Here is a 20,524-nt window from a genome sequence, read left to right as displayed (position 1 = left end):
CAATGGACTTGCCGCCCCTGCCCGTCAGGCCGAAGCGACTTCCTCCAATGCGCTGCTTTCGAGTGCCTTGCCAATCCTCAATTTGCGCGCATGCCATTTCCGGCCCATGCGATGGCGCCAGATCCAGTCGGCCAGGAAATAGCCCACCACCGCGAAAGCGAGGGAAATCAGCGCCAGCCCCAGCAACATCGCCGGCGCCGCTTCGGAAAAGAGCCAGGCGCACCAGTCGCGGATCGAGGCGTGCTTGTCGACCAGCGCCATGAAGCCCGATGCGTCGGCGCTGCGTCCCAGCATCCAGTTGCCCATATAGACCGACGCCATCAGGAACAGCGGCGTCGTCGCGGGATTGGAAAGGAAGGTCATCGCCGCCGCCAGCGGAATATTCGCACGGAAGGGCAGCGCCAGCAGCGCCGCGCCCGCAATCTGCACGCCGGGGATCAGCAGGAAGATGCCGACCAGCAGTCCCAAGGCCACGCCACGCGGCACCGACCGCCGGGTAAAGCGCCACAAGGACGGCTCCAGCACCCGATGCGCCACCGGGGCCAGGAAGCGATTATGTTCCAGCGACTCGCGGGTCGGGGCATTGGCGTGCCACCAGCGGCTGAGTCTGTTGTCCATCAGCGATGCGCCTTCATGATGCGCTGCTGATCGCGCTTCCAGTCGCGTTCCTTGATCGTCTCGCGCTTGTCATGGGTCTTCTTGCCCTTGGCCAGCGCCAGCTCGACCTTCGCCTTGCCCCGGCTGTTGAAATAGATGCTCAAGGGCACCAGCGTCATGCCCTTGCGCTCCACCGCGCCGTGCATCCGGGCGATCTCCCGCTCATGCAACAGCAGCTTGCGGGGGCGCTTGGGCTCATGGTTGAAGCGGTTGCCATGGCTGAATTCCGGGATGTTGCTGTTGACCAGCCACACCTGCTCGCCCTTCAGCTCGGCATAGCTTTCCGCGATATTGCCCTCGCCAAAGCGCAGCGATTTGACCTCGGTCCCTTGCAGGGCGATGCCCGCCTCGAACACATCCTCCAGAAAATATTCGAATTTCGCGCGCCGGTTCTCGGCAACGATCTTCTTCTTATCGAAGGCTTCGGGACGGGGTCGGGCCATCAGTCTTTTCTAAACTTCCGTTCGATTATGGCGTTCGTGTCGAACCCAGTCGCATCCTATACGCACTGCGCCCGGTCCTTATTCCGGGCACGCGGCCCGAAAGAAGGGGATATGGGGACGGCGCAGCCTTATACCAGTCCGGCAATCTCCAACGCCCGGTCAACGGCGGCGCGGCTCGATTCCGACGGCCAAGTGATCGGCAAGCGGACATCGCCGGGCATGTCGGGCCGCACGCGCGTAAGGGCGTATTTGACCGGGCCGGGTGAAGAATCGCTGAACAGAGCATCATGCAGCGGGTAGAGACGATCCTGAAGCGCCAAGGCACCATCCCAATCTCCGCACGCAATCGCTTTCTGGAAATCGGCGCACAGGCGCGGTGCGACATTGGCCGTGACCGAGATGCAGCCCTTCCCCCCCATGGCGTTGAATCCCAGCGCGGTTTCGTCATTCCCGGAAAGCTGGCAGAAATCGGGCCGGCAGGCGAGGCGCTGTGCGCTGACCCGCCCCAGATTCCCGGTAGCGTCCTTGATGCCGACGATGGACTGGAATTCTTCGGACAGGCGGTGGATGACGGGGACGCCGATATCGGTGATGGTGCGGCTCGGCACATTATACAGCACGATCGGCAGGTCGCATCGCTCGGCCAGATAGGCGAAATGCTGATAGACGCCGTCCTGATTGGGCTTGTTGTAATAGGGCGCGACCACCAGCGCCGCATCGGCGCCCGCCGCCTGCGCCGCGAACATATGCTCCAGCGCGATTCGCGTGTCGTTGGAGCCGCAGCCCGCGATCACCGGCACCCGGCCCGCCGCCTGGTCGACGCAGATGGCGATGACGCGATTATGCTCCTCGACCGTCATGGTCGCGCTTTCGCCGGTCGTGCCGCAGGGCACCAGAGCGCTGCTGCCCTCGGCAATCTGCCAGTCGACAAAGGCGCGGAAAGCCGCCTCGTCCACGGCGCCATCGCGGAAGGGCGTGATCAGCGCCGGAATCGACCCGGAAAACATCGCAAACAAACTCCTTCAATTCACCGGGATTCCGGGGCATCATAGCGTCAAACACGCGAACGGCGCGCTATAGCGCGTCATTCAGGGCCTGATAAGGATGCAATTGCGATAATGTCCAGTAGGGTGACATCTCGTAATCCTGAATTAACCCCAGAAACCGTCATGGTCCGTATGCCTTTGATTGCTCTTTTGCTTTTTACCGCAGGCGCCAGCGCCCAGACGGAAACGCCCGTGCCAGCACCCGCTGCGGCCTATCCGCCGGGCGCCGTGGTGCAGTCGATTCCCAATTCCCATGAGCCGAGTCCCTGGCAACAGGCGCAGGGCCGAATCGGCATGGCGAGCGATCCCAGCATCTCCGGCACGATCAGCCAGTGGCGCGCGCTCCAGCAAAGCGATGCCCTGGGCTTTTCGACCTATGCCAGCTTCATCATGGCCAATCCCGGCTGGCCGGGCGAGGACCGGATGCGGCGGCTGGCGGAAACCGGCATCAACCCCAACAGCTATGATCCGGGTCAGGTCGTCGCCTTCTTCACCCGCTTCCCTCCGCGCACCGCCACCGGCAATGCGCGCTATGCGCTGGCGCTGATGCAGCAGAATCGCATGGGCGAAGCGCGGGTCGCCGCGCGCAATGCCTGGATCGGCGGCACGCTGTCGCCCGATGACGAAGCGCGGCTGCTCCCGCTCTTCGGTTCAAGCTGGACCTCGGTCGAACATGACCTGCGCGCCGACATGCTGCTGTGGAAGGGCGACATCATGGGCGCACAGCGGATGCTTGGCCTTGTCTCGCCCGCCCGCCGCCCGGTCTATGAGGCGCGCATCGCTTTCCGCCAGAAGGCGCCGGATGCCCCGATGAAAATGCAGTTTGCGGAAAGCATCGGCGCGAGCGACGCGGGTTTCGTCGCGGACAAGGCAAGCTGGCTGCTGGGCACCGGCAACTGGATCGCCAGCCGCCAATATCTCGCCAACCGCCCGGCGCTGACCTTCCGTCCCGGCGACGCGGAAAAATGGTATGAGACGCTGCTCACACAAGCCCGCGCCGCCGCAAATGACAGCCAGTGGAGCTTCGCCTACGGCATCGCCAGCAAGCTGGACGACGCCTATCTGCCCGGCACCGACGTCAACACGCGCCCGATTGGCGAGCGCGACGATTATACCAGCCTCGCCTGGCTGGCGGGGTCGACGGCCTTCTACAATCTGAACCGGCCCGCCGACGCGGTGGAGATGTTCCGCCGCTACGCCACCGCCGCCAAATCGCCGCAGACCCAGTCCAAGGGCTTTTATTGGGCCGGGCGCGCCGCACTCCAGGCGGGCGATGCCGCCAGCGCGAACAGCTATTTCGCCCGCGCCGCCGTCTTCCCGGACCAGTTTTACGGCCAGCTCGCGCTCGAACGGCTGGGCAGCCCGATCCCGGCCCCTGCCGCTGTCGAGCGCCCGGTGGAAATTTCCGCTGCCGAACGCACCGCCTTCGCCAACCGCTCGGTCGTCCGGGCGGTGAAGGCGCTGGGCGAAATGGGCTATTGGGAGGATCAGAGCAAATTCGCCCGCGCCATCGCGAACAATGCCGACAGCGACGCGGACCATTATCTGGCCGTCGAACTGGCGCAGAGCATCGGCCGTCCCGACATGGGCGTGATGGTCGGCCGCCGCGCCGTGTCGAGCGGCCTCACCGGCTATGGGACAAGCGCCTTCCCGCGCGTGCCGGTTCCGACCGAAGCGCAAGTTAACTGGACCATGGTCCACGCCATCGCCCGGCAGGAAAGCCAGTTCGACCGGCAGATCGTCAGCCATGCGGGCGCGCGCGGCCTGATGCAGCTCATGCCCGGCACGGCGCGGGAGCAGGCGGGGAAACTGGGCATGAGTTATGACCCCGGCGCGCTCAACGATCCCAGCTACAACATCATGCTGGGCTCCTCCTATTTCCAGCGGATGCTCGACTATTATGGCGGCAGCTATCCGCTGGCGGTGGCGGCCTATAATGCCGGGCCGGGCAATGTGAACCGCTGGATCAGCGCCAATGGCGACCCGCGCCTGCCCGGCGCTGACATGCTGCGCTGGATCGAGCAGATTCCGCTGTTCGAGACGCGCAACTATGTCCAGCGGGTGCTGGAAAATGCCGTGGTCTACGAAGCGATGAACCCGCAGCGCGCGCGTTTCCGGGGCACCATGACGCCGCTGTCCAAATATCTCGGCAAGCAGACACCGGGCTGAACTTAGTTTATGGGCAGGGGCATGAGCACCGCCTATCCCAATTACATCAGCCCCGAAGGCTTTGCGAAGCTGCGCGCCGATTATGACCAGTTGCTCGGCGTCGAGCGTCCGAAGATCGTGGAAGTGGTGAGCTGGGCCGCGGGCAATGGCGACCGCAGCGAAAATGGCGACTATCTCTACGGCCGCAAGCGGATGCGCGAGATTGACGGCCAGTTGAAGCGCCTGTCGCGCAAAATGAAGGACGCCAAGGTCGTCGATCCGCGCCAGCAGCCCGACAAGAGCAAGGTCTATTTCGGCGCCACCGTCACCATCGCGGACGAGGACGACCAGCATCGCACCGTGACCCTGGTCGGCAATGACGAGACGGACGCCAGCGCGGGCCGCATCGGCTGGGCCACCCCCATCGCCCGCGCCCTGCGCGGCGCGGCGGTGGGCGACCTGCGCCGCGTCATGCTCCCGGCGGGGGAGAAGGAGTATGAGGTGATGGCGATCCGCTATCCGGAGTGATTATTGGTCAATTTCCGCCATTAAGCGCATCCGTGTTCCTGCGAAGGCAGGAACCCAGTCCCGCCGTTTGCGGATCATCGCACCGCAGGAACTGGGCTCCTGCCTTCGCAGGAGCACGATGCGCTTCAAGAAAAACAGCGCGAAGCAGACCGTCCGCCTTCCCCCTCACCCACCAACGCGCCGGCCGCTAATCATGCGGTCGCAACGACACGTTGAGCCGCTCCATCACTTCCCCGATCGGCTCAACCACGGTCACGCTGCGCCCCTCTCCGAAGCGGATGCGGGTGCCGTCGGTGACCGATGAAACGAAGGTGACCTGCGCGGCATTGACGGCGGTTTCGGTCCGGTCGGCGCCCACGAACATGACGAGCATGCATCCTCTCCTTCTTTTTTGGAAGCTGAGCCTAACCCGATTTGCCGCCGACGCCAGCCCGTTTTCTCTTCAGGCCGCCTGAATCGCCCGGATGAAGGCACTGGCGCGATCATCCAGCCGGTGCGCTTCTTCCGACAAGCGGCTCGCCGCGTTGCGCATGGCCTGCGCACCTTCCACCGCCACGCCCGCATTGACGCTGATCTGGCTGGCGCTGGCGCGGATATGTTCGCTGGCCTCGCCCGCCTCCTCCACGCTGCCCGCAATCGCCCGGCTGAAGGCTCCGTGCCGCGCCACCGCCTGGAATACGGAGGCCGACAGCCGGTCCGCCGTCGCGATCGCCGCGTCCATATGCGCATGGCCCTGCGCGACATGGCCGACGGTGACGCGAATATGGTCGATCCGCTGCGCGATCTCCGCCGCCGCCTCCCGCGTCTGCCCGGCAAGCGATTTCACTTCCCGCGCAACCACCGCAAAGCCGCGCCCGGCATCCCCGGCACGCGCCGCCTCGATCCCGGCATTGAGCGCCAAGGTCGTCGTCGCCCGCGCAATCGCGTCGATCAGCGCGGTCACTTCACCGATCCCGTCGGCCTGCACGCTCAGCGTCCGCGTCTGCGCCGCGCCCGATTGCGTCTGGTCGACCGCTGCACGAATGGCGGCGCCCGCCTCCCGCACTTCTTCCTCCATCGACTGGAACAACAGCCCCAATTCCCGCCCCGACGCCGCGATGCCCGACAGATTGTCCGCCGTCTGCGCCGCCGCCACCGCCATCCCCGCCGAAGCATGGCCATTATGCGCCGACCGCTCCGCCGCATCCTCCGCCAGCCGCGAGAGCATGTCCGCCATAGCCACCAGATCCGCGATCAGCGTCTGGATATCGCCCCGGAAGGTCGCGCTTTCACGCGTCACCATCTCCAGCCGCTCGACCCGCGCCAGCGCCACCCGCGCATCCCGCTCCGCCGCCAGCTTGAGCAGGAGCTGCCCTCCGGCGATCCCGGCATAGCGATCGCCATCGACCACGATCAGCCCCTCGCAGCCCTGCCCCTGCGCGGCATAAAGGTCGATCAGCGCTTCGATGCTGGCGCGCCGCTCGACCGTCGCGCAAGTCCGCACATGATCGTCCAGCCGGCCGCCAAAACTGGGATTGCGCAACAGAGCATGGCCGAAGGGATTGAAGAGGATGCGCCGCATGTCGCGCTCGTAGATCGCGCCCACCGGCCGGTCCGCGGCGTCCAGCACCGGCAACAGCCGCAGCGCCGGATCATGCTGAAAATGGTCGACCGCTTCGCTGAGCGGGCGCCCCAGTCGAATCGCCGGACTGGGCGTCACAGGAACCAGGCCTGTCCCCTGGGAAGGGATCGGTTTCGGCGGAGATCGGTCGAGCATCTGGGGCGCGTACATAAGCGCCGATTAGGCCCAAAATGGTAAATGAGCCGTTAGAATTTGATGACAGTTTTGTTACAAGGCACTGATTTCACGATATTTTCTATGGCACCTTATAACCATAGGCCTTGGCCGCCAGCTTCACGACTTCGGGATCGGCCTCCGGAAAGTCCATCGGCACCAGCTTTTCCAGGCGCTTGACCACATAAGCCAGCGCGGCGATCCGCCCGGCCCGGCGATGATTATTGTCGATCGCCTGCCAGGGCGCCGCTTTCATATCGGTCTTGCGGAACATGTCGTGCATGGCGTCCAGATAATCCGCCCGCCGCGCCCGGTTGCGATAATCGTCGGCCCCGGTCTTCCACCGCTTCCACGGCGTGTCCAGCCGCTGGGCGAGTTGCTCGTCCTGCACTTCCTGCGTGATATGGACGAACAGCTTGATGATGTTGGTCCCGGCGTCGACCTGCTGCTTTTCGAAGGCGTTGATCTCGTCATAGGCGCGTTTCCATTCGCCCTTGGAACAGAAACCCTCGACCCGCTCGACCAGCACACGGCCATACCAACTGCGGTCGAAGATGGAGATGTTGCGCCCGGCTGGCAGCCGCGTCCAGAAACGCCAGAGGAAATGATGGTCGCGCTCCGCCTCATTGGGCGCTGAAATGGGATGGACCTGATAATAGCGCGGGTCCCATTCGGCGGTCATGCGCTTGATGATGCCGCCCTTGCCCGCCGCGTCCCAGCCTTCCAGCAGGATGACGCTGCGCCGGTCATGAATGATGTGCGCGACCTGGATTTTCGCGAGCCGCTGCTGGAGCTGCGCCAGCTTCTCCTCATAATCGCCCTTGAGCTTCGCGCCCTTTTCATAATCGGCAAGGTCGATGGTCATGTCTGCACCTTCCACTGGCCACGGCGGCAGAGCACCAGCTTATACCAAAGAATCGAACCCGCAATCTGCGCGGCGGTGGCGATCAGGCCGGGGCGCCCCTCCTCGACATCGAGCCAGCTCGTCCAGACGACATAGGCCAGAGCCAGCAAGGTCACGATCGGCGCAAGCGGATAAAGCGGCATCTTGTAGGGCGCATGGGCGCTCGCTCCGCTGCGACGCCCGGCCAAAGCCGCGAACGCGATGCCGCCATAGATCGCCACCAGCCCGGTGCCGTTCAGCACCAGCAGCAACTGCATCGGCAGGAAGCAGGCGAGCGTCCCCAGCCCGCCGACGATCAGCGTGCCGATCCAGGGCGAATCGAAGCGCGGATGGATCGCCACCAGCCAGTCGTCGATGCGCGGAATCCACGCTCGGTCCCGCCCGGTCGAATAGAAGAAACGTGCGCAGGCCAGCACGCAGGCGATGATCGCGTTGACGATGGCGAGCACGATGCCGACCGACACCAGAGCCGACAGCCCCGCGCTGCCCCTTTGCCGGACCAGCAGGCCGAAGGGGTCATCGACGGTCAGCAGGGTCGCAAGGTCGATCTTCACCAACAAGAGCGCAAGCAGCGGCACCCCTTCGAACAGCAGCGCCAGCCCCAGAGCGGCAAGGATGGTCCTGGCGATCCGCTTGGGCGCCTCATGCATTTCCTCACCGAAATAGACGGCCATGCCATAGCCGTTGAGCGCAAAGATCGCGATGGTCGTGGCGACGCCGATGGAAGCGGCGCTGGCGGGCGCCCAGCCGTCTCCCGCAATCGCGACAGGGTGGGTAAGGAACTCCAGCGCCGGTCGCGCATGATCGGCAAAGCCCAGCACCACCACCACGGCCACCGCCAGCAATTCGACCAGCAGGAACAGCCCGGTGATGACGGCATTCACCCGGATATTGAGGATCGCGACCAGCGTCGACCCGATCATCACCGCGACGGCGACCGGGACGGCGGGCAGCCCCGGCACGACCGTCGCCATGACCGATGCGATGCCGAGCGCCGCGACGGGCGGAAACAGCACATTGTTGAAGACATTGACGCCCAGCATGACAAAGCCCGCCATCGGCCCCAAGGTCTGCGCCACCGCGACATATTCGCCGCCCGCGACCGGCCAGGCGGAGGAGAGTTCGGCATAGATGAAGGCGGTGGTGACGCAGATCAGGCTGGCCAGGATCATCGCCCAGATCGCGCCGGTTCCGGCCTCCTGCAACATGCCGGGGATGATGACGAAGACGGAAGAAGCGGGGGTGGTCGCGGACAGGGTCAGGAACAGCACGCCCGCCACGCCCAGGCTGCGCGCAAGGCCGGTCTGTTTGTCCGGCAACATCTGTTCGTCAAGCATGGCGGTCCCCCTTGCCCTTCCTTACATCGAAAGGGCAGAAAGGAAGCAAGCCCCGCTTGCACCGTGCTCCTGCGAAGGCAGGAGCCCAGTTCAGACGGCGGGACTGGGCTCCTGCCTTCGCAGGAGCACGATACCCTAAAAAGGAAAGGTCAAGCCTTGGCCTGCGGCTCCACCACCCGGACATGCAGTTCCCGCAACTGCTTGAACTCCGCAGCGCTCGGCGCCCCCATGAGCAGGTCCTCCGCCCGCTGGTTCATCGGGAACAGCGTGATCTCGCGCAGATTCTGCGCACCGCAAAGCAGCATCACGATCCGGTCCACGCCAGCGGCCATGCCACCATGCGGCGGCGCGCCATATTGGAACGCGCGATAGAGGCCACCGAAGCGCTCCTCCACATCCTGCTGGCTCAGACCCACCTTCTCGAAGGCCTTCACCATCAGCTCCGGCGACTGGTTGCGGATCGAGCCCGAAGCAATCTCATAGCCGTTGCAGACCATGTCATATTGATAGGCATTGATCGTCAGCGGGTCCTGATGCTCCAGCGCATCCAGCCCACCCTGCGGCATGGAGAAGGGATTGTGCGCAAAGTCGATCGACTTGGTCTCTTCATCATATTCGTAGAAGGGGAAGTCGACGATCCAGCACAGTTCGAAGCGATCCTTGTCGATCAGGTCGAGCTGCTCACCCACGCGGATGCGCGCCAGACCCGCCAGCTTGGCGGCCTGGCTTTCCTTGCCCGCCGCGAAGAACACGCCGTCATTCGGCCCCAGGCCCAGCGCGTCGATCAGCTTGGCCGTCCGCTCCTCGCCATGATTCTTGGCGATGGGGCCGCCCGGCACGCCATCCTTGATGTTGATATAGCCAAGGCCCGAATAGCCCTCGCTGCGCGCCCAGTTGTTCATCTCGTCGAAGAACTTCCGGCTGCCCGCACCGGCACCCGGCGCCGGGATCGCGCGGATCACGCTGCCGCTCTCGACCAGCGAGGCGAAGATGCCGAAGCCCGAACCCACGAAATGCTCGGTCACGTCGGTGATGACGATCGGGTTGCGCAGGTCGGGCTTGTCCGAGCCATATTTCAGCATCGCCTCGGCATGCGGGATGCGCGGAAAGCTGCCTGCGGGCGTCACCGGCTTACCGTCGGCGAACGCCTCGAACACCTGCGCGATCACCGGCTCCATCGTGTTCCAGACGTCTTCCTGCGTGACGAAGCTCATTTCGAGGTCGAGCTGGTAGAATTCGCCCGGCAGGCGATCGGCGCGCGGGTCTTCGTCGCGGAAGCAGGGCGCGATCTGGAAATAACGGTCGAAACCCGCCACCATCAGCAGCTGCTTATATTGCTGCGGCGCCTGCGGCAGCGCGTAGAATTTGCCCGCGTGGATACGGCTCGGCACCAGAAAGTCGCGTGCGCCTTCCGGGCTGCTCGCGGTCAGGATCGGCGTCGAATATTCGGTGAAGCCAATGCCTTCCATGCGGCGGCGCATGTCGGAAATGATCTTCGTGCGCTTGACGATGTTCGCGTGCAGCGTCTCGCGCCGCAAATCGAGGAAGCGGTAACGCAGGCGGATATCCTCGGGATAGTCCTGCTCGCCCGCGACCGGCAGCGGCAGATCGGCGGCGGCGGAGAGCACCACCGCGTCCAGCGCGCGAATCTCGATCTCCCCGGTCGGCAGGTTCGGGTTCACCGCTTCCTTCGCCCGCGCCACGACCTTGCCCGTCACCGTCACGACGCTTTCCGCGCGCAGCGATTCGATCACCTGGAACACCGGCCCGTCGACCTCGGTGACGATCTGCACCATGCCATAATGGTCGCGCAGGTCGATGAAGACCAGGTCGCCATGATCGCGCTTGCGATGCACCCAGCCGGACACGCGCACCTCATTGCCGACTTCGGCAGAGGTCAGGGCGCCGCAGGTATGAGTGCGATAAGCATGCATGGCGATCTATTCTTTCAGCTACGTTTTACGGAAATGACAAATTGTTGCAGCGCCGCTATGGGCAGTCTTGTCAAGCATTGACGAGCCCGTGCGCGACGGGCCAGCCCATAATAAGATCGAAGACCATATGCAAATCCATCCGCTGATTACCGACAGCAAGACTCTCGCCCAATTCTGCGCCCGGATCGCCAAATCGCCCTATATTGCGGTCGATACCGAATTCATGCGCGAAAACAGCTATTGGCCCGATCTCTGCCTGGTGCAGGTCGCGGACGAGAATGAAGCAGCGGCCATCGATCCCAAGGCGCCCGGCATCGACCTTTCCCCCCTGCTCGACCTGATGGTCGACAATGAGGATGTGCTGAAGGTCTTCCACGCCGGCGGCCAGGATCTGGAAATCATCTACAACCTGACCGGCAAGACGCCCCATCCACTGTTCGACACGCAGATCGCGGCGATGGCGCTGGGGCTGGGCGAGCAGATCGGTTACGGCAATCTGGTCGACGCCTGGCTGGGGGTTCAACTCGACAAGGGCGCCCGCTTCACCGACTGGGCACGCCGTCCGCTCGACAAGCGGCAGATCGACTATGCGATCGGGGACGTCACCTACCTCATCCAGATATTCCCCAAGATGCTGGAGGAACTGCGCCGCACCGGCCGGGGCGACTGGCTGGATCAGGAGATGGAGCGGATCAGCGACGCTTCCAATTATGAGAACAAGCCCGAGGAGGCGTGGCAGCGCGTCCGCATCGCCAGCCGCAAGGCCGATGTGCTGGGCCGCCTGAAGGCGCTCGCCGCTTGGCGCGAAATGGAGGCGCAGGACAAGAACCTGCCCCGCGGCCGCATCGTCAAGGACGAGACGCTGGCCGATATCGCCAGCCATCCGCCGCGCATCCAGGAAGATCTTGGCAAGGTACGCGGCCTGTCCGCCACCTGGAAGACCAATGACATCGGCAACCGCCTGATGCTCGCGCTCAACAACCACACGCCGCTCGCCAAGGAAGAAATGCCCGAGCGCGACCCCAAGCGCCCGGGCCTGGGCAAGGACGGCGCGTTGGTGGCGGACCTGCTTAAGCTGCTCCTCAAGATCCGCTCGCGCGACATCAACGTCGCGGCGCGCCTGATCGCCCGCAGCGACGATATCGACGCGCTGGCGGCGGGCGTGCGCGAGGATCTGTCGATCCTCGAAGGCTGGCGCTATGAACAATTCGGCCGCGACGCGGTCGATCTGGTCGAGGGCCGTCTTGCCTTCGCGGTCAGAAACGGCCGCCTCAAGATGACCCGCACGCAATAGGAGCCAAGACGGATGCGGACGGCAGCACTGATCCTTCTTCCCCTGCTGGCCGCCTGTTCCGGCACCCAAGGCCCCGCCACGCCGCCGCCTGCCGCCGAAGGACCGTGCCGCAACGAAGGGCTGGACCGCTTCGTCGGCCAGACCGCCAGTGCCGATCTCGGCGCGCAATTGCTCAAGGCGTCGGGCGCCCGCACCCTGCGCTGGGGCGCGCCCGGCATGGCGATGACCATGGATTTCCGCGCCGACCGGCTGACCGTCAGCTATGACGATAAGATGGCGATCATCTCCGCCCGCTGCGGCTGAATCCCTCCCCTCAGAAAGCGGATGCGGATCGCGATGGAATAAACCGCTCGCGCCGGTCGTATTCCCCCCGGCACCGGTCGCGATCCCCCTGATCATGGCCGGTCGCTCCCATGGGTGGTCCCCTAAGGGCGGCGTAGCGGTGGCGCCAAGAGGCAGGCCCCTCCCGGCACCATCGCTACGCCATTCCGGTTTCGCCGCAATCTGTTAGGGTGCGCCATACAGGAGGCGCCGATGGACAAGGATGCACCCTCCGCGCTGATCGATGCGCGGATCGCGGCACTGGACGATTGGCGCGGAGAGATGCTGGGGCATGTCCGCGCACTGATCAAGGAAGCCGATCCCGAAGTGGTCGAGCAATGGAAATGGCGCGGCGTCCCGGTCTGGTCGCATGACGGCATCCTCTGCACAGGCGAAAGCTACAAGACGGTGGTCAAGCTGACTTTCGCGAAGGGCGCATCACTGGAAGACCCGGCGGGCCTGTTCAACGCCAGCCTGGAAGGCAATGTGCGGCGCGCCATCGACATCGTTGAAGGCGAGAGGATCGACGCGGATGCGTTCAAGGCGCTGATCCGCGCCGCCGTGGCGCTCAATGTGGCCAAGCCGCGGAAGAAGAAGGATTGAGATTGAGAACCAGCGTGCTCCTGCGAAGGCAGGAGCCCAGTTCCAACGTCTGATCTAGACTGTCGCGAGCCGCTCGTCTCGCTCCACTCAGGAACGAGGACATCCGATGGAAGCGCGGCCCACGCCCGATCAACATTCCAGCCCGATCAACGTCCCGCTGCCGATCCGCCCGACATAGCGCTTGCCGTCGATTTCCAACCAGTCCGGCGTCACCTCCAGCCGGCGTCCTCTGATCGTGGTGCGCAGATGCTCCACCGCGATCCGGTTGCGCGCCACGATCCGCAGCACCGCCAGCCCCTCGCCCCGCGCCGCCATCATGGTGTAGCGATCGCCGCGCAGCAGAAAGTGCCAGCTCCCGTCGGTCGGCATCCATTCATTGCCGTTCACGACCTGCACCGGCTCGCCATCGGGACCACCCATGCGCACGCTGATTCGCGTGGCGCCATTGCTCCGGCGCGGCGGGGCGAAGATCAGGATCGGTTCGCCCTCCAGCGTCAGCGGGATCGGCGTATCCCTCAACAACTGGGAGCCGCCCATGATCAGCGTCGGCAGCTCCGGCGAAAAGGGCAGCCGGTCACGCGCAAAATGGCGCTGCCGCACGACCGGATTGGCGTGGAAGCCCTGCACCTGCATCGGCGTCAACCGCCCTTCCTCGACCAGCCCATGGCAGGTCGGGCAGAGCAGCGTCACCCCATGACTCTCGGGCAAACGCAGATAACGGTAAATCGTCACGCCGCAGCGGACACAAGCAAAACCGCAAGTCTGACGGATTTCGTCCTGCTGCTGCGCAGTCAGACCTGGCAGCGACGGCATCACGCGAAAGCCCATGCAGACGACCCCTTGCAATCACCTGCCCGCGCCACTGCGGACCGGCGTTCCTTCGGCGTCCTTCCTGCTGGTCTTGGGGGCGTTTCGAACCGCCCCTCTCGCTATTACACTATCGTTGAAATAAATGCGGACAAGTCAAGAGGCGGTTCGGCATTCTCCTACCGCTGGGGCAGCAGGTCCAGGTTGCGCGATGCGGCAATCGCCCGGATGCGGTCCGGCCGCGGCATGGATTTGATAGCGATTTCCGCCATGTCGCCCGCGCTGAACAATTCCACATTGCCGACGTTGAAAATCCGCTGGCCCAGCGTCTGGGTGATGCGCACGCTGCGGATGCTGGACAGCGCGATCTCCGTCCGCTGCTTGGCGAGCAGGCCGCGTTCGAACAACACTTCGCGGTCGGACAGTGCCAGACGCTCGCCCTTGTTCAGCACCCACCATATGCCGATGGCGACTATGCCGACGACGGAAATCAGCAGCAGGGCGAACAGAAAGGGGTGTGCGCGGAACATCGCGGGATGCTCATCATACAGCCAAGTCTCGCTCATGCCGGTCCCCTGCCGCTAACCGTTTGCATTGACCATGGACGCTCCACCGCCGTCAAGGCCGCCCAAGCATGATACGCTTCGGACTAGCTCTCGTCCCCCATGCGCAGCGCCGCGATGAAGGCCTCCTGCGGGATCTGCACGCTGCCATATTCGCGCATCCGCTTCTTGCCCTCTTTCTGCTTCTCCAGCAGCTTCTTCTTGCGAGTGATATCGCCGCCATAGCATTTGGCGGTCACGTCCTTGCGCATCGCCGCGATAGTTTCGCGGGCGATCACCTTGCCGCCGATCGCCGCCTGAATCGGAATCTTGAACAGATGGCGGGGGATCAGGTCTTTCAGCCGCTCGCACATGCCGCGTCCGCGCGATTCGGCGGTGCCCCGGTGGACGATCATGGAGAGCGCGTCGACCGGCTCGTTATTGACGAGGATGCCCATCTTGACCAGATCGCCCTCTCGCGTGCCGATCTGGTGATAGTCGAAGCTGGCATAGCCACGCGAGATCGACTTCAGCCGGTCGTAAAAGTCGAACACCACCTCGTTGAGCGGCAGTTCATACGTCACCTGCGCCCGCCCGCCGACATAGGTCAGATTCTTCTGAATGCCGCGCCGGTCCTGGCAGAGCTTCAGGATGGAGCCGAGATATTCGTCGGGGCAGTAGATCACCGCCTCGATCCACGGCTCCTCGATAAAATCGATATGGTTGGCGTCGGGCATGTCGGCGGGGTTGTGCAGGTGCCGCGTCGTCCCGTCGTTCATATGAATCTCATAGACCACCGACGGCGCGGTGGTGATGAGGTCGAGATCATATTCGCGCGTCAGCCGCTCCTGGATGATCTCCAGATGCAGCAGGCCCAGAAAACCGCAGCGGAAGCCGAAGCCCAACGCCGCCGACGTCTCCATCTCGAAGGAGAAGCTGGCGTCGTTCAGCCGCAGCTTCGAAATCGAATCGCGCAGCTTCTCGAAATCATTGGCGTCCACCGGAAACAGGCCGCAGAACACCACCGGCTGCACTTCCTTGAAGCCCGGCAGCGGCACCTTCGCCGGATTCTTGACCGTGGTGATGGTGTCGCCCACGCGGGTCTGGCTGATATCCTTGATCTGCGCGGTGATGAAACCGATCTCGCCCGGCCCCAATTCGGCCAGTTGCTCGATCTTCGGCCGGAAACAGCCGACGCGGTCGATCAGATGCTCGGTCCCGCCGATCATGAACTTGATGTTCTGGCCCTTCTTGATGACGCCGTTCATGACGCGCACCAGAATCACGACGCCCAGATAGGGGTCGTACCAGCTATCGACCAGCATCGCCTCCAGCGGCGCCTCGCGGTCGCCCTTGGGCGCGGGAATCTTGGCGACCACCGCTTCCAATATGTCGTCGATGCCGATGCCCGACTTGGCGCTCGCCAACACCGCTTCCGACGCGTCGAGGCCGATCACTTCCTCGATCTCCGCCTTCACCTTTTCCGGTTCGGCGGCGGGCAGGTCGATCTTGTTGATGACGGGCACGATCTCATGGTCATGCTCGATCGACTGATAGACATTGGCCAGCGTCTGCGCTTCCACGCCCTGCGCCGCGTCGACCACCAGCAGCGCGCCCTCGCAGGCGGCCAGCGAGCGGCTCACCTCATAGGCGAAGTCGACATGGCCCGGCGTGTCCATCAGGTTCAGCTCATAGGTCTCGCCATTTTTCGCGACATAGTCGAGACGCACGGTCTGCGCCTTGATGGTGATGCCGCGCTCCTTCTCGATATCCATATTGTCGAGAACCTGGGCGCTCATCTCCCGGTCGGTGAGGCCTCCGGTGCGCTGGATCAGGCGGTCGGCCAGCGTCGACTTGCCATGGTCGATATGGGCGATGATCGAGAAATTACGGATGTGCGAGAGATCGGTCATGGCCCGCGCCGATAGCAGCCATTTGCGGGCGTGTCAGCAGGCACTCGCATCGGTCGCCCTTTGAAGGCGATAGCGGTGATAACCATTCGCATTACTTGCGCGCCCACGCGGTTGTGCTAGAGCTTGGGTCAAATATCGGGGCGCCACAAAAGCAAAACGACTTCAGCAACTTTCAGGGGTGCATGACAATGCGTGTATTCGCGAAATTCGTCGCTGCCGCAGCCGGCCTGGCTGTCGCGGCTTCTCCGGCGATGGCCGCCGACAAGGGCTCGTCCGCCCGGCAGCAGCAGGCCAAGAAAACCGCCGAAATTCCTCATTGCACCCGGCGCCTCGGCACGGTGGCGATCGTCGAGCCGGACAACCAGTGGTGGCGTGAGCTGAACCTGGGCAGCCCGGAGGCGATCCTCAAGGTGTTCATCCAGCAGTCGGGCTGCTTCGGCATCGTCAACCGTGGCCGCGCCATGGCCAGCCGCAACCTGGAGCGCGCCATGGCGGACTCCGGCGAATTGCAGGCGGGATCGAACCTGGGCAAGGGCCAGGTGAAGGCGGCGGATTATTATCTGCAGCCCGACATCGTTTCCTCGAACAAGAATTCGGGCGGCAATGCGCTGGGCGGCATGCTCGGCGGCTTCCTGGGCGGCCGGACCTTCGGCGCGCTCGCCGGCGGCATCTCGGTCAAGAAGAGCGAGGCCAATGTCACGCTCTCGATCGTCAACGCCCGCACGACCGAGGAAGAGGCGCTGACCGAGGGCTATGCCCGCAAATCGGACCTCAGCTTCGGCGGCGGTGGCGGCGCAGGCTGGTGGGGCGGTTTCGCGGCGGCTGGCGGCGGCGGCTATCAGAACACCGAAATCGGCCAGGTGATCGTGCTGGCCTATCTCGACGCCTATACCAAGTTGGTGACGCAACTCGGCGGCCTGCCCACCAACGCGGCAGCGGCGGCGCCCCGCGCGCAGTAACGAGCGGGATTGCACGGAAAGGGCGCTGCCGGAGCTGCCGGCGGCGCTTTTTTTGCGCTCGGCTTTCGCTTACGACTCCACAGCGGGCCCGCGTTGGGCCATTTCCGGACATTTTCGAAGTTCGTCATCCCCGCCTTCGCGGGAATGACGAAACAGGAAGCGTCCCCTATCCACCCAAATTCGGACGAGCCGACGGCTTCAAGCAAAAAGCAGGCGAGTCTCATCCCCCGTCTGCTGCAAAAACCCAACCGGCCCGCCAATCTCCACGCCCGCGGGCAAGCTCTCCACCGTCATCCCGCACAAGGCCAGCCCGCTCTGACAGGCGAGGATGACAACCCCCAAAGCCAAGGCTTCCTCAATCACCATCGCCAGCGAAGGCAGCCCCGCCGCCCGATGCGCCTCATCCTGCGGCGCCCCAATCGGCGTCCGCAGCAATCCCACCGCATCCAGTTGCAGGAAAAGCGCCGCCTTGCCGCCCAACGCAGCCTGCGCCGCCGCCATCACCAGCGACCCGCGCAGCCGCTCCGCATCCGCCGTCGCGACGACGATCCTCAGCTCGCGCATAGTTCCACGGCGCAACCCGGACAGGCCGGATCCTTCGGCACCGCCACAGTTCGAAAGCGCATCGACAGCAGATCGGCCAACAGCAGCCGCCCCGCCATATCCTCGCCAAAGGGCACCAGCGCCCGGATCACTTCCAGCGCCGCCAGGCTGCCCATTACGCCGGTCAGCGCCCCGATCACGCCCGTCTCCGAGCAGTTCCGCTCCGGCGCATCCTCCGGGGATCCGACCAGGCAGCGATAGCAAGGCTTGCCCGCTTCCCACCCGCGATAGGTGGCGAGCTGCCCCTCGAACGGCCCGACCGCCGCCGACACCAGCGGAACCCTCAACCTCTGCGTGCAATCCGCCACCGCCAGCCGCGTCGCGAAACTGTCGCAGCCGTCCAGCACCACATCCGCCTCGCGCAGCATCAGCGCGGCATTGTCCGCATCGATCCGCGCATTGATGGGGATCAGCTTCACATCGGGATTGAGCCGCGCCACCGCCGCCATCGCGCCCTCGGCCTTGGGCGCGCCGATATCCTCGGTCCCGAACAGCACCTGCCGCTGCAAATTGGAGAGGGCGACCGCATCGTCATCGATCACCCGGATCGTGCCGACACCCGCCGCCGCAAGATAGAGGATCGCCGGACTGCCTATGCCCCCGGCCCCGATCACCGCCACATCCGCCGACAGCAACCGAGCCTGTCCCGCCCCGCCGATCTCCTTCAGCACGATATGGCGGGCATAGCGTTCAAGCTGCTCGTCGGTGAGCGGGGATGGGGTCATGATTATTTCACTCCCGTCGACCCGAAACCACCGGAACCCCTGACGGTCTCGTCCAGTTCCTCGACTTCGGCAAAGGTGGCGATCTGCACCGGCGCCGCCACCAGTTGCGCGATCCGGTCGCCCCGCGAGATCACAAAGGGTTCGCCGCCCAGGTTGATCAATATGACCTTCAATTCGCCGCGATAATCGGCGTCGATCGTACCCGGCGTATTGGGCAGGCTGATCCCATGCTTGAGCGCCAGGCCCGAGCGAGGCCGCACCTGCACTTCATAGCCTTCCGGAATCGCCATAGCGAAACCCGTCGCCACCGCATGACGCCCGCCGGGCACCAGGATGACGTCCTCCGCCGCCACCACATCCATCCCCGCCGCATGCGCCGTCGCATAGGCAGGCGCAGGCAGCCCCTCGCCATGGGGCAGGCGCTTCAGACGGATTTCAATCGGAGCGAGAGGAGAGGGCATCAGCGACCTTTTCTATCAAACGAGTGGCAACAGCGTCCTTGGGCAGATTTTCCCAACTTTCGACGCCGTCCTTGGAAATAATATGCACGCTGTTGGAATCGCCGCCCATCACGTCACCAGACACATCATTGGCAACGATCCAGTCAGCCCCCTTACGCGCCAGCTTGGCCTGCGCATGCTCAGCAACCTTCTGCGTCTCGGCGGCAAAGCCCACCAGCAAGGCCGGGCGCTTGGCATGCTTTCCCAGCGTGGCGAGAATGTCCGGATTCTCGACCAGGGAAAGCGGAGCAGGCTTGCCCGAGCCATCCTTTTTGAGCTTCTGATCCGCCGCATCCGCCGTGCGCCAGTCCGCCACCGCCGCCACCATGATCGCCGCATCGACGGGCAGGGCGGCTTCCACCGCCGCCAGCATCTCCCGCGCCGTCTCGACATCGACGCGATCCACGCCGGAGGGTGTGGGCAAATGCACCGGCCCCGCGACCAACGTCACCCGCGCCCCGGCCCGCGCCGCCGCCGCCGCAATGGCAAAGCCCTGCTTGCCCGAGGACCGATTGGCGATATAGCGCACCGGATCGATCGGCTCATGCGTCGGCCCGGCCGTCACCAGCACATGCCGCCCGGTCAGCGGCGCATCCGCCGTTTCAAAATCCGGTTGGCCCGCCAGAGGATCCGCGGCCAGCGGCAAGGCCAGCAACCGCGCCACCTCCGCCGCGATCGCCTCCGGCTCGGGGAGGCGCCCCTTGCCGAACTCGCCGCATGCCATTTCGCCGCTGTCCGGTTCCATGATGTGCACGCCATCGGTCTTGAGCTGAGCAACGTTCCGCCGGGTGGCTGCATGATGCCACATCCGCACATTCATCGCGGGCACGGCCAGCACCGGCTTGTCGGTCGCGAGCAGCAACGTCGTCGCCAGATTATCGGCAATACCTGCCGCCATCTTGGCAAGGATATTCGCCGTCGCGGGGGCCACCACCACCAGATCGGCCTGGCGGCTGAGCTGGATATGCCCGATCTCGCGCTCTTCCTTGAGGTCGAACATGTCGCCATAGACATGATCCTCGGTCAGCACGCCCAGCGAGAGCGGCGTCACGAACTGGGCCGCGCTCTCGGTCAGCACCGCGCGCACGGCCAAGCCCCGCTTGCGCAGCAGTCGCACCAGCTCCAGCGACTTGTAAGCCGCGATGCCGCCGGAAATGATAAGAAGGATGCGCTTGGTCATGACAGGCCCATCATTTGGGCAAGCGGGACGCCCTTGTCCAGCCCGCACCTTGAGCTTGCCTGGTCATTCCCGCGAAAGCGAGAGTCCATCTCCGGACGTTTCCACATATTTCAACCTTCAGGAGGTCGATTTCCCAATGGGGAGGACGATAAAGGGTGGAAGACGCAACCAGCTACCCGCTAGAGTATCCGTGATGGTCAAGCGAGTGATTTGCGCCAGATGCGATCTGCCTTGAGCAGGGCATTTGCGGTGACGATGAGCTTTCTCATGACGGCAGTGATGGCGAGTTTTGGTGGTTTTCCGCCG

At 64.4% G+C, this 20,524-nt stretch carries 21 protein-coding genes; 6 read left to right on the top strand and 15 right to left on the bottom strand.

The window, feature by feature from the left end:
• Window positions 1–24: 24 nt before the first annotated feature.
• From HHL26_RS05385 to dapA, 3 genes are all read right to left on the bottom strand, one after another.
• Complete coding sequence (locus HHL26_RS05385; protein ID WP_066560457.1) at window positions 25–618, bottom strand: DUF2062 domain-containing protein; 594 nt, start codon at window positions 616–618, stop codon at window positions 25–27.
• The gene (gene smpB, locus HHL26_RS05380; protein WP_066560460.1) at window positions 618–1,100 is read right to left on the bottom strand and encodes an SsrA-binding protein SmpB; all 483 of its coding nucleotides are present in this window, start codon (window positions 1,098–1,100) and stop codon (window positions 618–620) included. The genes HHL26_RS05385 and smpB overlap by 1 nt, the downstream gene beginning before the upstream one ends.
• A gap of 128 nt (window positions 1,101–1,228) precedes the next feature.
• Window positions 1,229–2,107 (bottom strand): 4-hydroxy-tetrahydrodipicolinate synthase, encoded by an 879-nt coding sequence (gene dapA, locus HHL26_RS05375; RefSeq protein WP_066560463.1) that lies wholly within the window; start codon window positions 2,105–2,107, stop codon window positions 1,229–1,231.
• A 171-nt stretch (window positions 2,108–2,278) separates the two neighbouring features.
• On the opposite strand from dapA, the gene HHL26_RS05370 reads away from it, so the two are divergent.
• Together HHL26_RS05370 and greB are read left to right on the top strand one after the other, a co-directional pair.
• Window positions 2,279–4,315, top strand: coding sequence for a lytic transglycosylase domain-containing protein (locus HHL26_RS05370; protein WP_066562025.1), 2,037 nt, complete (start codon window positions 2,279–2,281; stop codon window positions 4,313–4,315).
• Window positions 4,316–4,336: 21 nt separating this feature from the next.
• Complete coding sequence (gene greB, locus HHL26_RS05365) at window positions 4,337–4,822, top strand: transcription elongation factor GreB (RefSeq protein WP_066562027.1); 486 nt, start codon at window positions 4,337–4,339, stop codon at window positions 4,820–4,822.
• Window positions 4,823–5,009: 187 nt separating this feature from the next.
• Here the strand turns inward: greB and HHL26_RS05360 are convergent, their stop codons facing one another.
• The 5 genes from HHL26_RS05360 to aspS all read right to left on the bottom strand — a co-directional run bounded on the left by HHL26_RS05360 (window position 5,010) and on the right by aspS (window position 10,771).
• Window positions 5,010–5,195 (bottom strand): hypothetical protein, encoded by a 186-nt coding sequence (locus HHL26_RS05360; protein ID WP_066560473.1) that lies wholly within the window; start codon window positions 5,193–5,195, stop codon window positions 5,010–5,012.
• A gap of 69 nt (window positions 5,196–5,264) precedes the next feature.
• The gene (locus tag HHL26_RS05355; RefSeq protein WP_066560475.1) at window positions 5,265–6,593 is read right to left on the bottom strand and encodes a methyl-accepting chemotaxis protein; all 1,329 of its coding nucleotides are present in this window, start codon (window positions 6,591–6,593) and stop codon (window positions 5,265–5,267) included.
• Between the two features lie 85 nt (window positions 6,594–6,678).
• Window positions 6,679–7,461, bottom strand: coding sequence for a polyphosphate kinase (locus HHL26_RS05350; protein ID WP_087576227.1), 783 nt, complete (start codon window positions 7,459–7,461; stop codon window positions 6,679–6,681).
• Entirely contained in the window at window positions 7,458–8,837 is a 1,380-nt protein-coding gene (locus HHL26_RS05345; protein ID WP_240962355.1) for an APC family permease, read from the bottom strand. Before HHL26_RS05345 ends, HHL26_RS05350 begins: the two co-directional genes overlap by 4 nt.
• A 149-nt stretch (window positions 8,838–8,986) precedes the next feature.
• Complete coding sequence (gene aspS, locus HHL26_RS05340; protein ID WP_066560477.1) at window positions 8,987–10,771, bottom strand: aspartate--tRNA ligase; 1,785 nt, start codon at window positions 10,769–10,771, stop codon at window positions 8,987–8,989.
• Window positions 10,772–10,898: 127 nt separating this feature from the next.
• Here aspS and rnd point away from each other — a divergent pair, with 127 nt between their 5' ends.
• From rnd to HHL26_RS05325, 3 genes are all read left to right on the top strand, one after another.
• On the top strand, window positions 10,899–12,065 hold the full coding sequence (gene rnd, locus HHL26_RS05335; protein WP_066562035.1) for a ribonuclease D: 1,167 nt from the start codon (window positions 10,899–10,901) through the stop codon (window positions 12,063–12,065).
• A gap of 12 nt (window positions 12,066–12,077) precedes the next feature.
• Entirely contained in the window at window positions 12,078–12,368 is a 291-nt protein-coding gene (locus tag HHL26_RS05330) for an I78 family peptidase inhibitor (RefSeq protein ID WP_066560479.1), read from the top strand.
• A gap of 231 nt (window positions 12,369–12,599) precedes the next feature.
• Complete coding sequence (locus HHL26_RS05325; RefSeq protein WP_066560481.1) at window positions 12,600–12,989, top strand: DUF1801 domain-containing protein; 390 nt, start codon at window positions 12,600–12,602, stop codon at window positions 12,987–12,989.
• 129 nt (window positions 12,990–13,118) lie between these two features.
• On the opposite strand, the gene HHL26_RS05320 is transcribed toward HHL26_RS05325, so the two are convergent.
• From HHL26_RS05320 to lepA, 3 genes are all read right to left on the bottom strand, one after another.
• The gene (locus tag HHL26_RS05320; protein ID WP_066562040.1) at window positions 13,119–13,802 is read right to left on the bottom strand and encodes a hypothetical protein; all 684 of its coding nucleotides are present in this window, start codon (window positions 13,800–13,802) and stop codon (window positions 13,119–13,121) included.
• A 173-nt stretch (window positions 13,803–13,975) separates the two neighbouring features.
• Window positions 13,976–14,362 (bottom strand): PH domain-containing protein, encoded by a 387-nt coding sequence (locus HHL26_RS05315; RefSeq protein ID WP_066560486.1) that lies wholly within the window; start codon window positions 14,360–14,362, stop codon window positions 13,976–13,978.
• Between the two features lie 83 nt (window positions 14,363–14,445).
• Window positions 14,446–16,251 (bottom strand): translation elongation factor 4, encoded by a 1,806-nt coding sequence (gene lepA, locus HHL26_RS05310; protein WP_066560489.1) that lies wholly within the window; start codon window positions 16,249–16,251, stop codon window positions 14,446–14,448.
• 188 nt (window positions 16,252–16,439) lie between these two features.
• Here lepA and HHL26_RS05305 point away from each other — a divergent pair, with 188 nt between their 5' ends.
• Window positions 16,440–17,210, top strand: a complete 771-nt coding sequence (locus HHL26_RS05305) for a CsgG/HfaB family protein (protein ID WP_066560491.1) — start codon at window positions 16,440–16,442, stop codon at window positions 17,208–17,210.
• Between the two features lie 198 nt (window positions 17,211–17,408).
• On the opposite strand, the gene HHL26_RS05300 is transcribed toward HHL26_RS05305, so the two are convergent.
• Genes HHL26_RS05300 through coaBC form a run of 4 tightly spaced genes read right to left on the bottom strand, consistent with a single transcriptional unit; the run spans window position 17,409 to window position 20,218 of the window.
• A complete protein-coding gene (locus HHL26_RS05300) occupies window positions 17,409–17,774 on the bottom strand; it encodes a DsrE family protein (protein WP_066560494.1) in 366 nt (121 codons plus the stop codon).
• Window positions 17,762–18,538, bottom strand: coding sequence for a HesA/MoeB/ThiF family protein (locus HHL26_RS05295; protein WP_066560497.1), 777 nt, complete (start codon window positions 18,536–18,538; stop codon window positions 17,762–17,764). Before HHL26_RS05295 ends, HHL26_RS05300 begins: the two co-directional genes overlap by 13 nt.
• A 2-nt stretch (window positions 18,539–18,540) precedes the next feature.
• A complete protein-coding gene (dut, locus tag HHL26_RS05290) occupies window positions 18,541–18,999 on the bottom strand; it encodes a dUTP diphosphatase (protein ID WP_066560499.1) in 459 nt (152 codons plus the stop codon).
• The gene (coaBC, locus tag HHL26_RS05285) at window positions 18,974–20,218 is read right to left on the bottom strand and encodes a bifunctional phosphopantothenoylcysteine decarboxylase/phosphopantothenate--cysteine ligase CoaBC (RefSeq protein ID WP_066560501.1); all 1,245 of its coding nucleotides are present in this window, start codon (window positions 20,216–20,218) and stop codon (window positions 18,974–18,976) included. Before coaBC ends, dut begins: the two co-directional genes overlap by 26 nt.
• Window positions 20,219–20,524 lie beyond the last annotated feature (306 nt).

The sequence above is a fragment of the Sphingobium sp. TB-6 genome (assembly GCF_012927365.1).
Lineage (GTDB): Bacteria > Pseudomonadota > Alphaproteobacteria > Sphingomonadales > Sphingomonadaceae > Sphingobium.
This window is presented reverse-complemented; position numbering and strand designations above follow the sequence as displayed.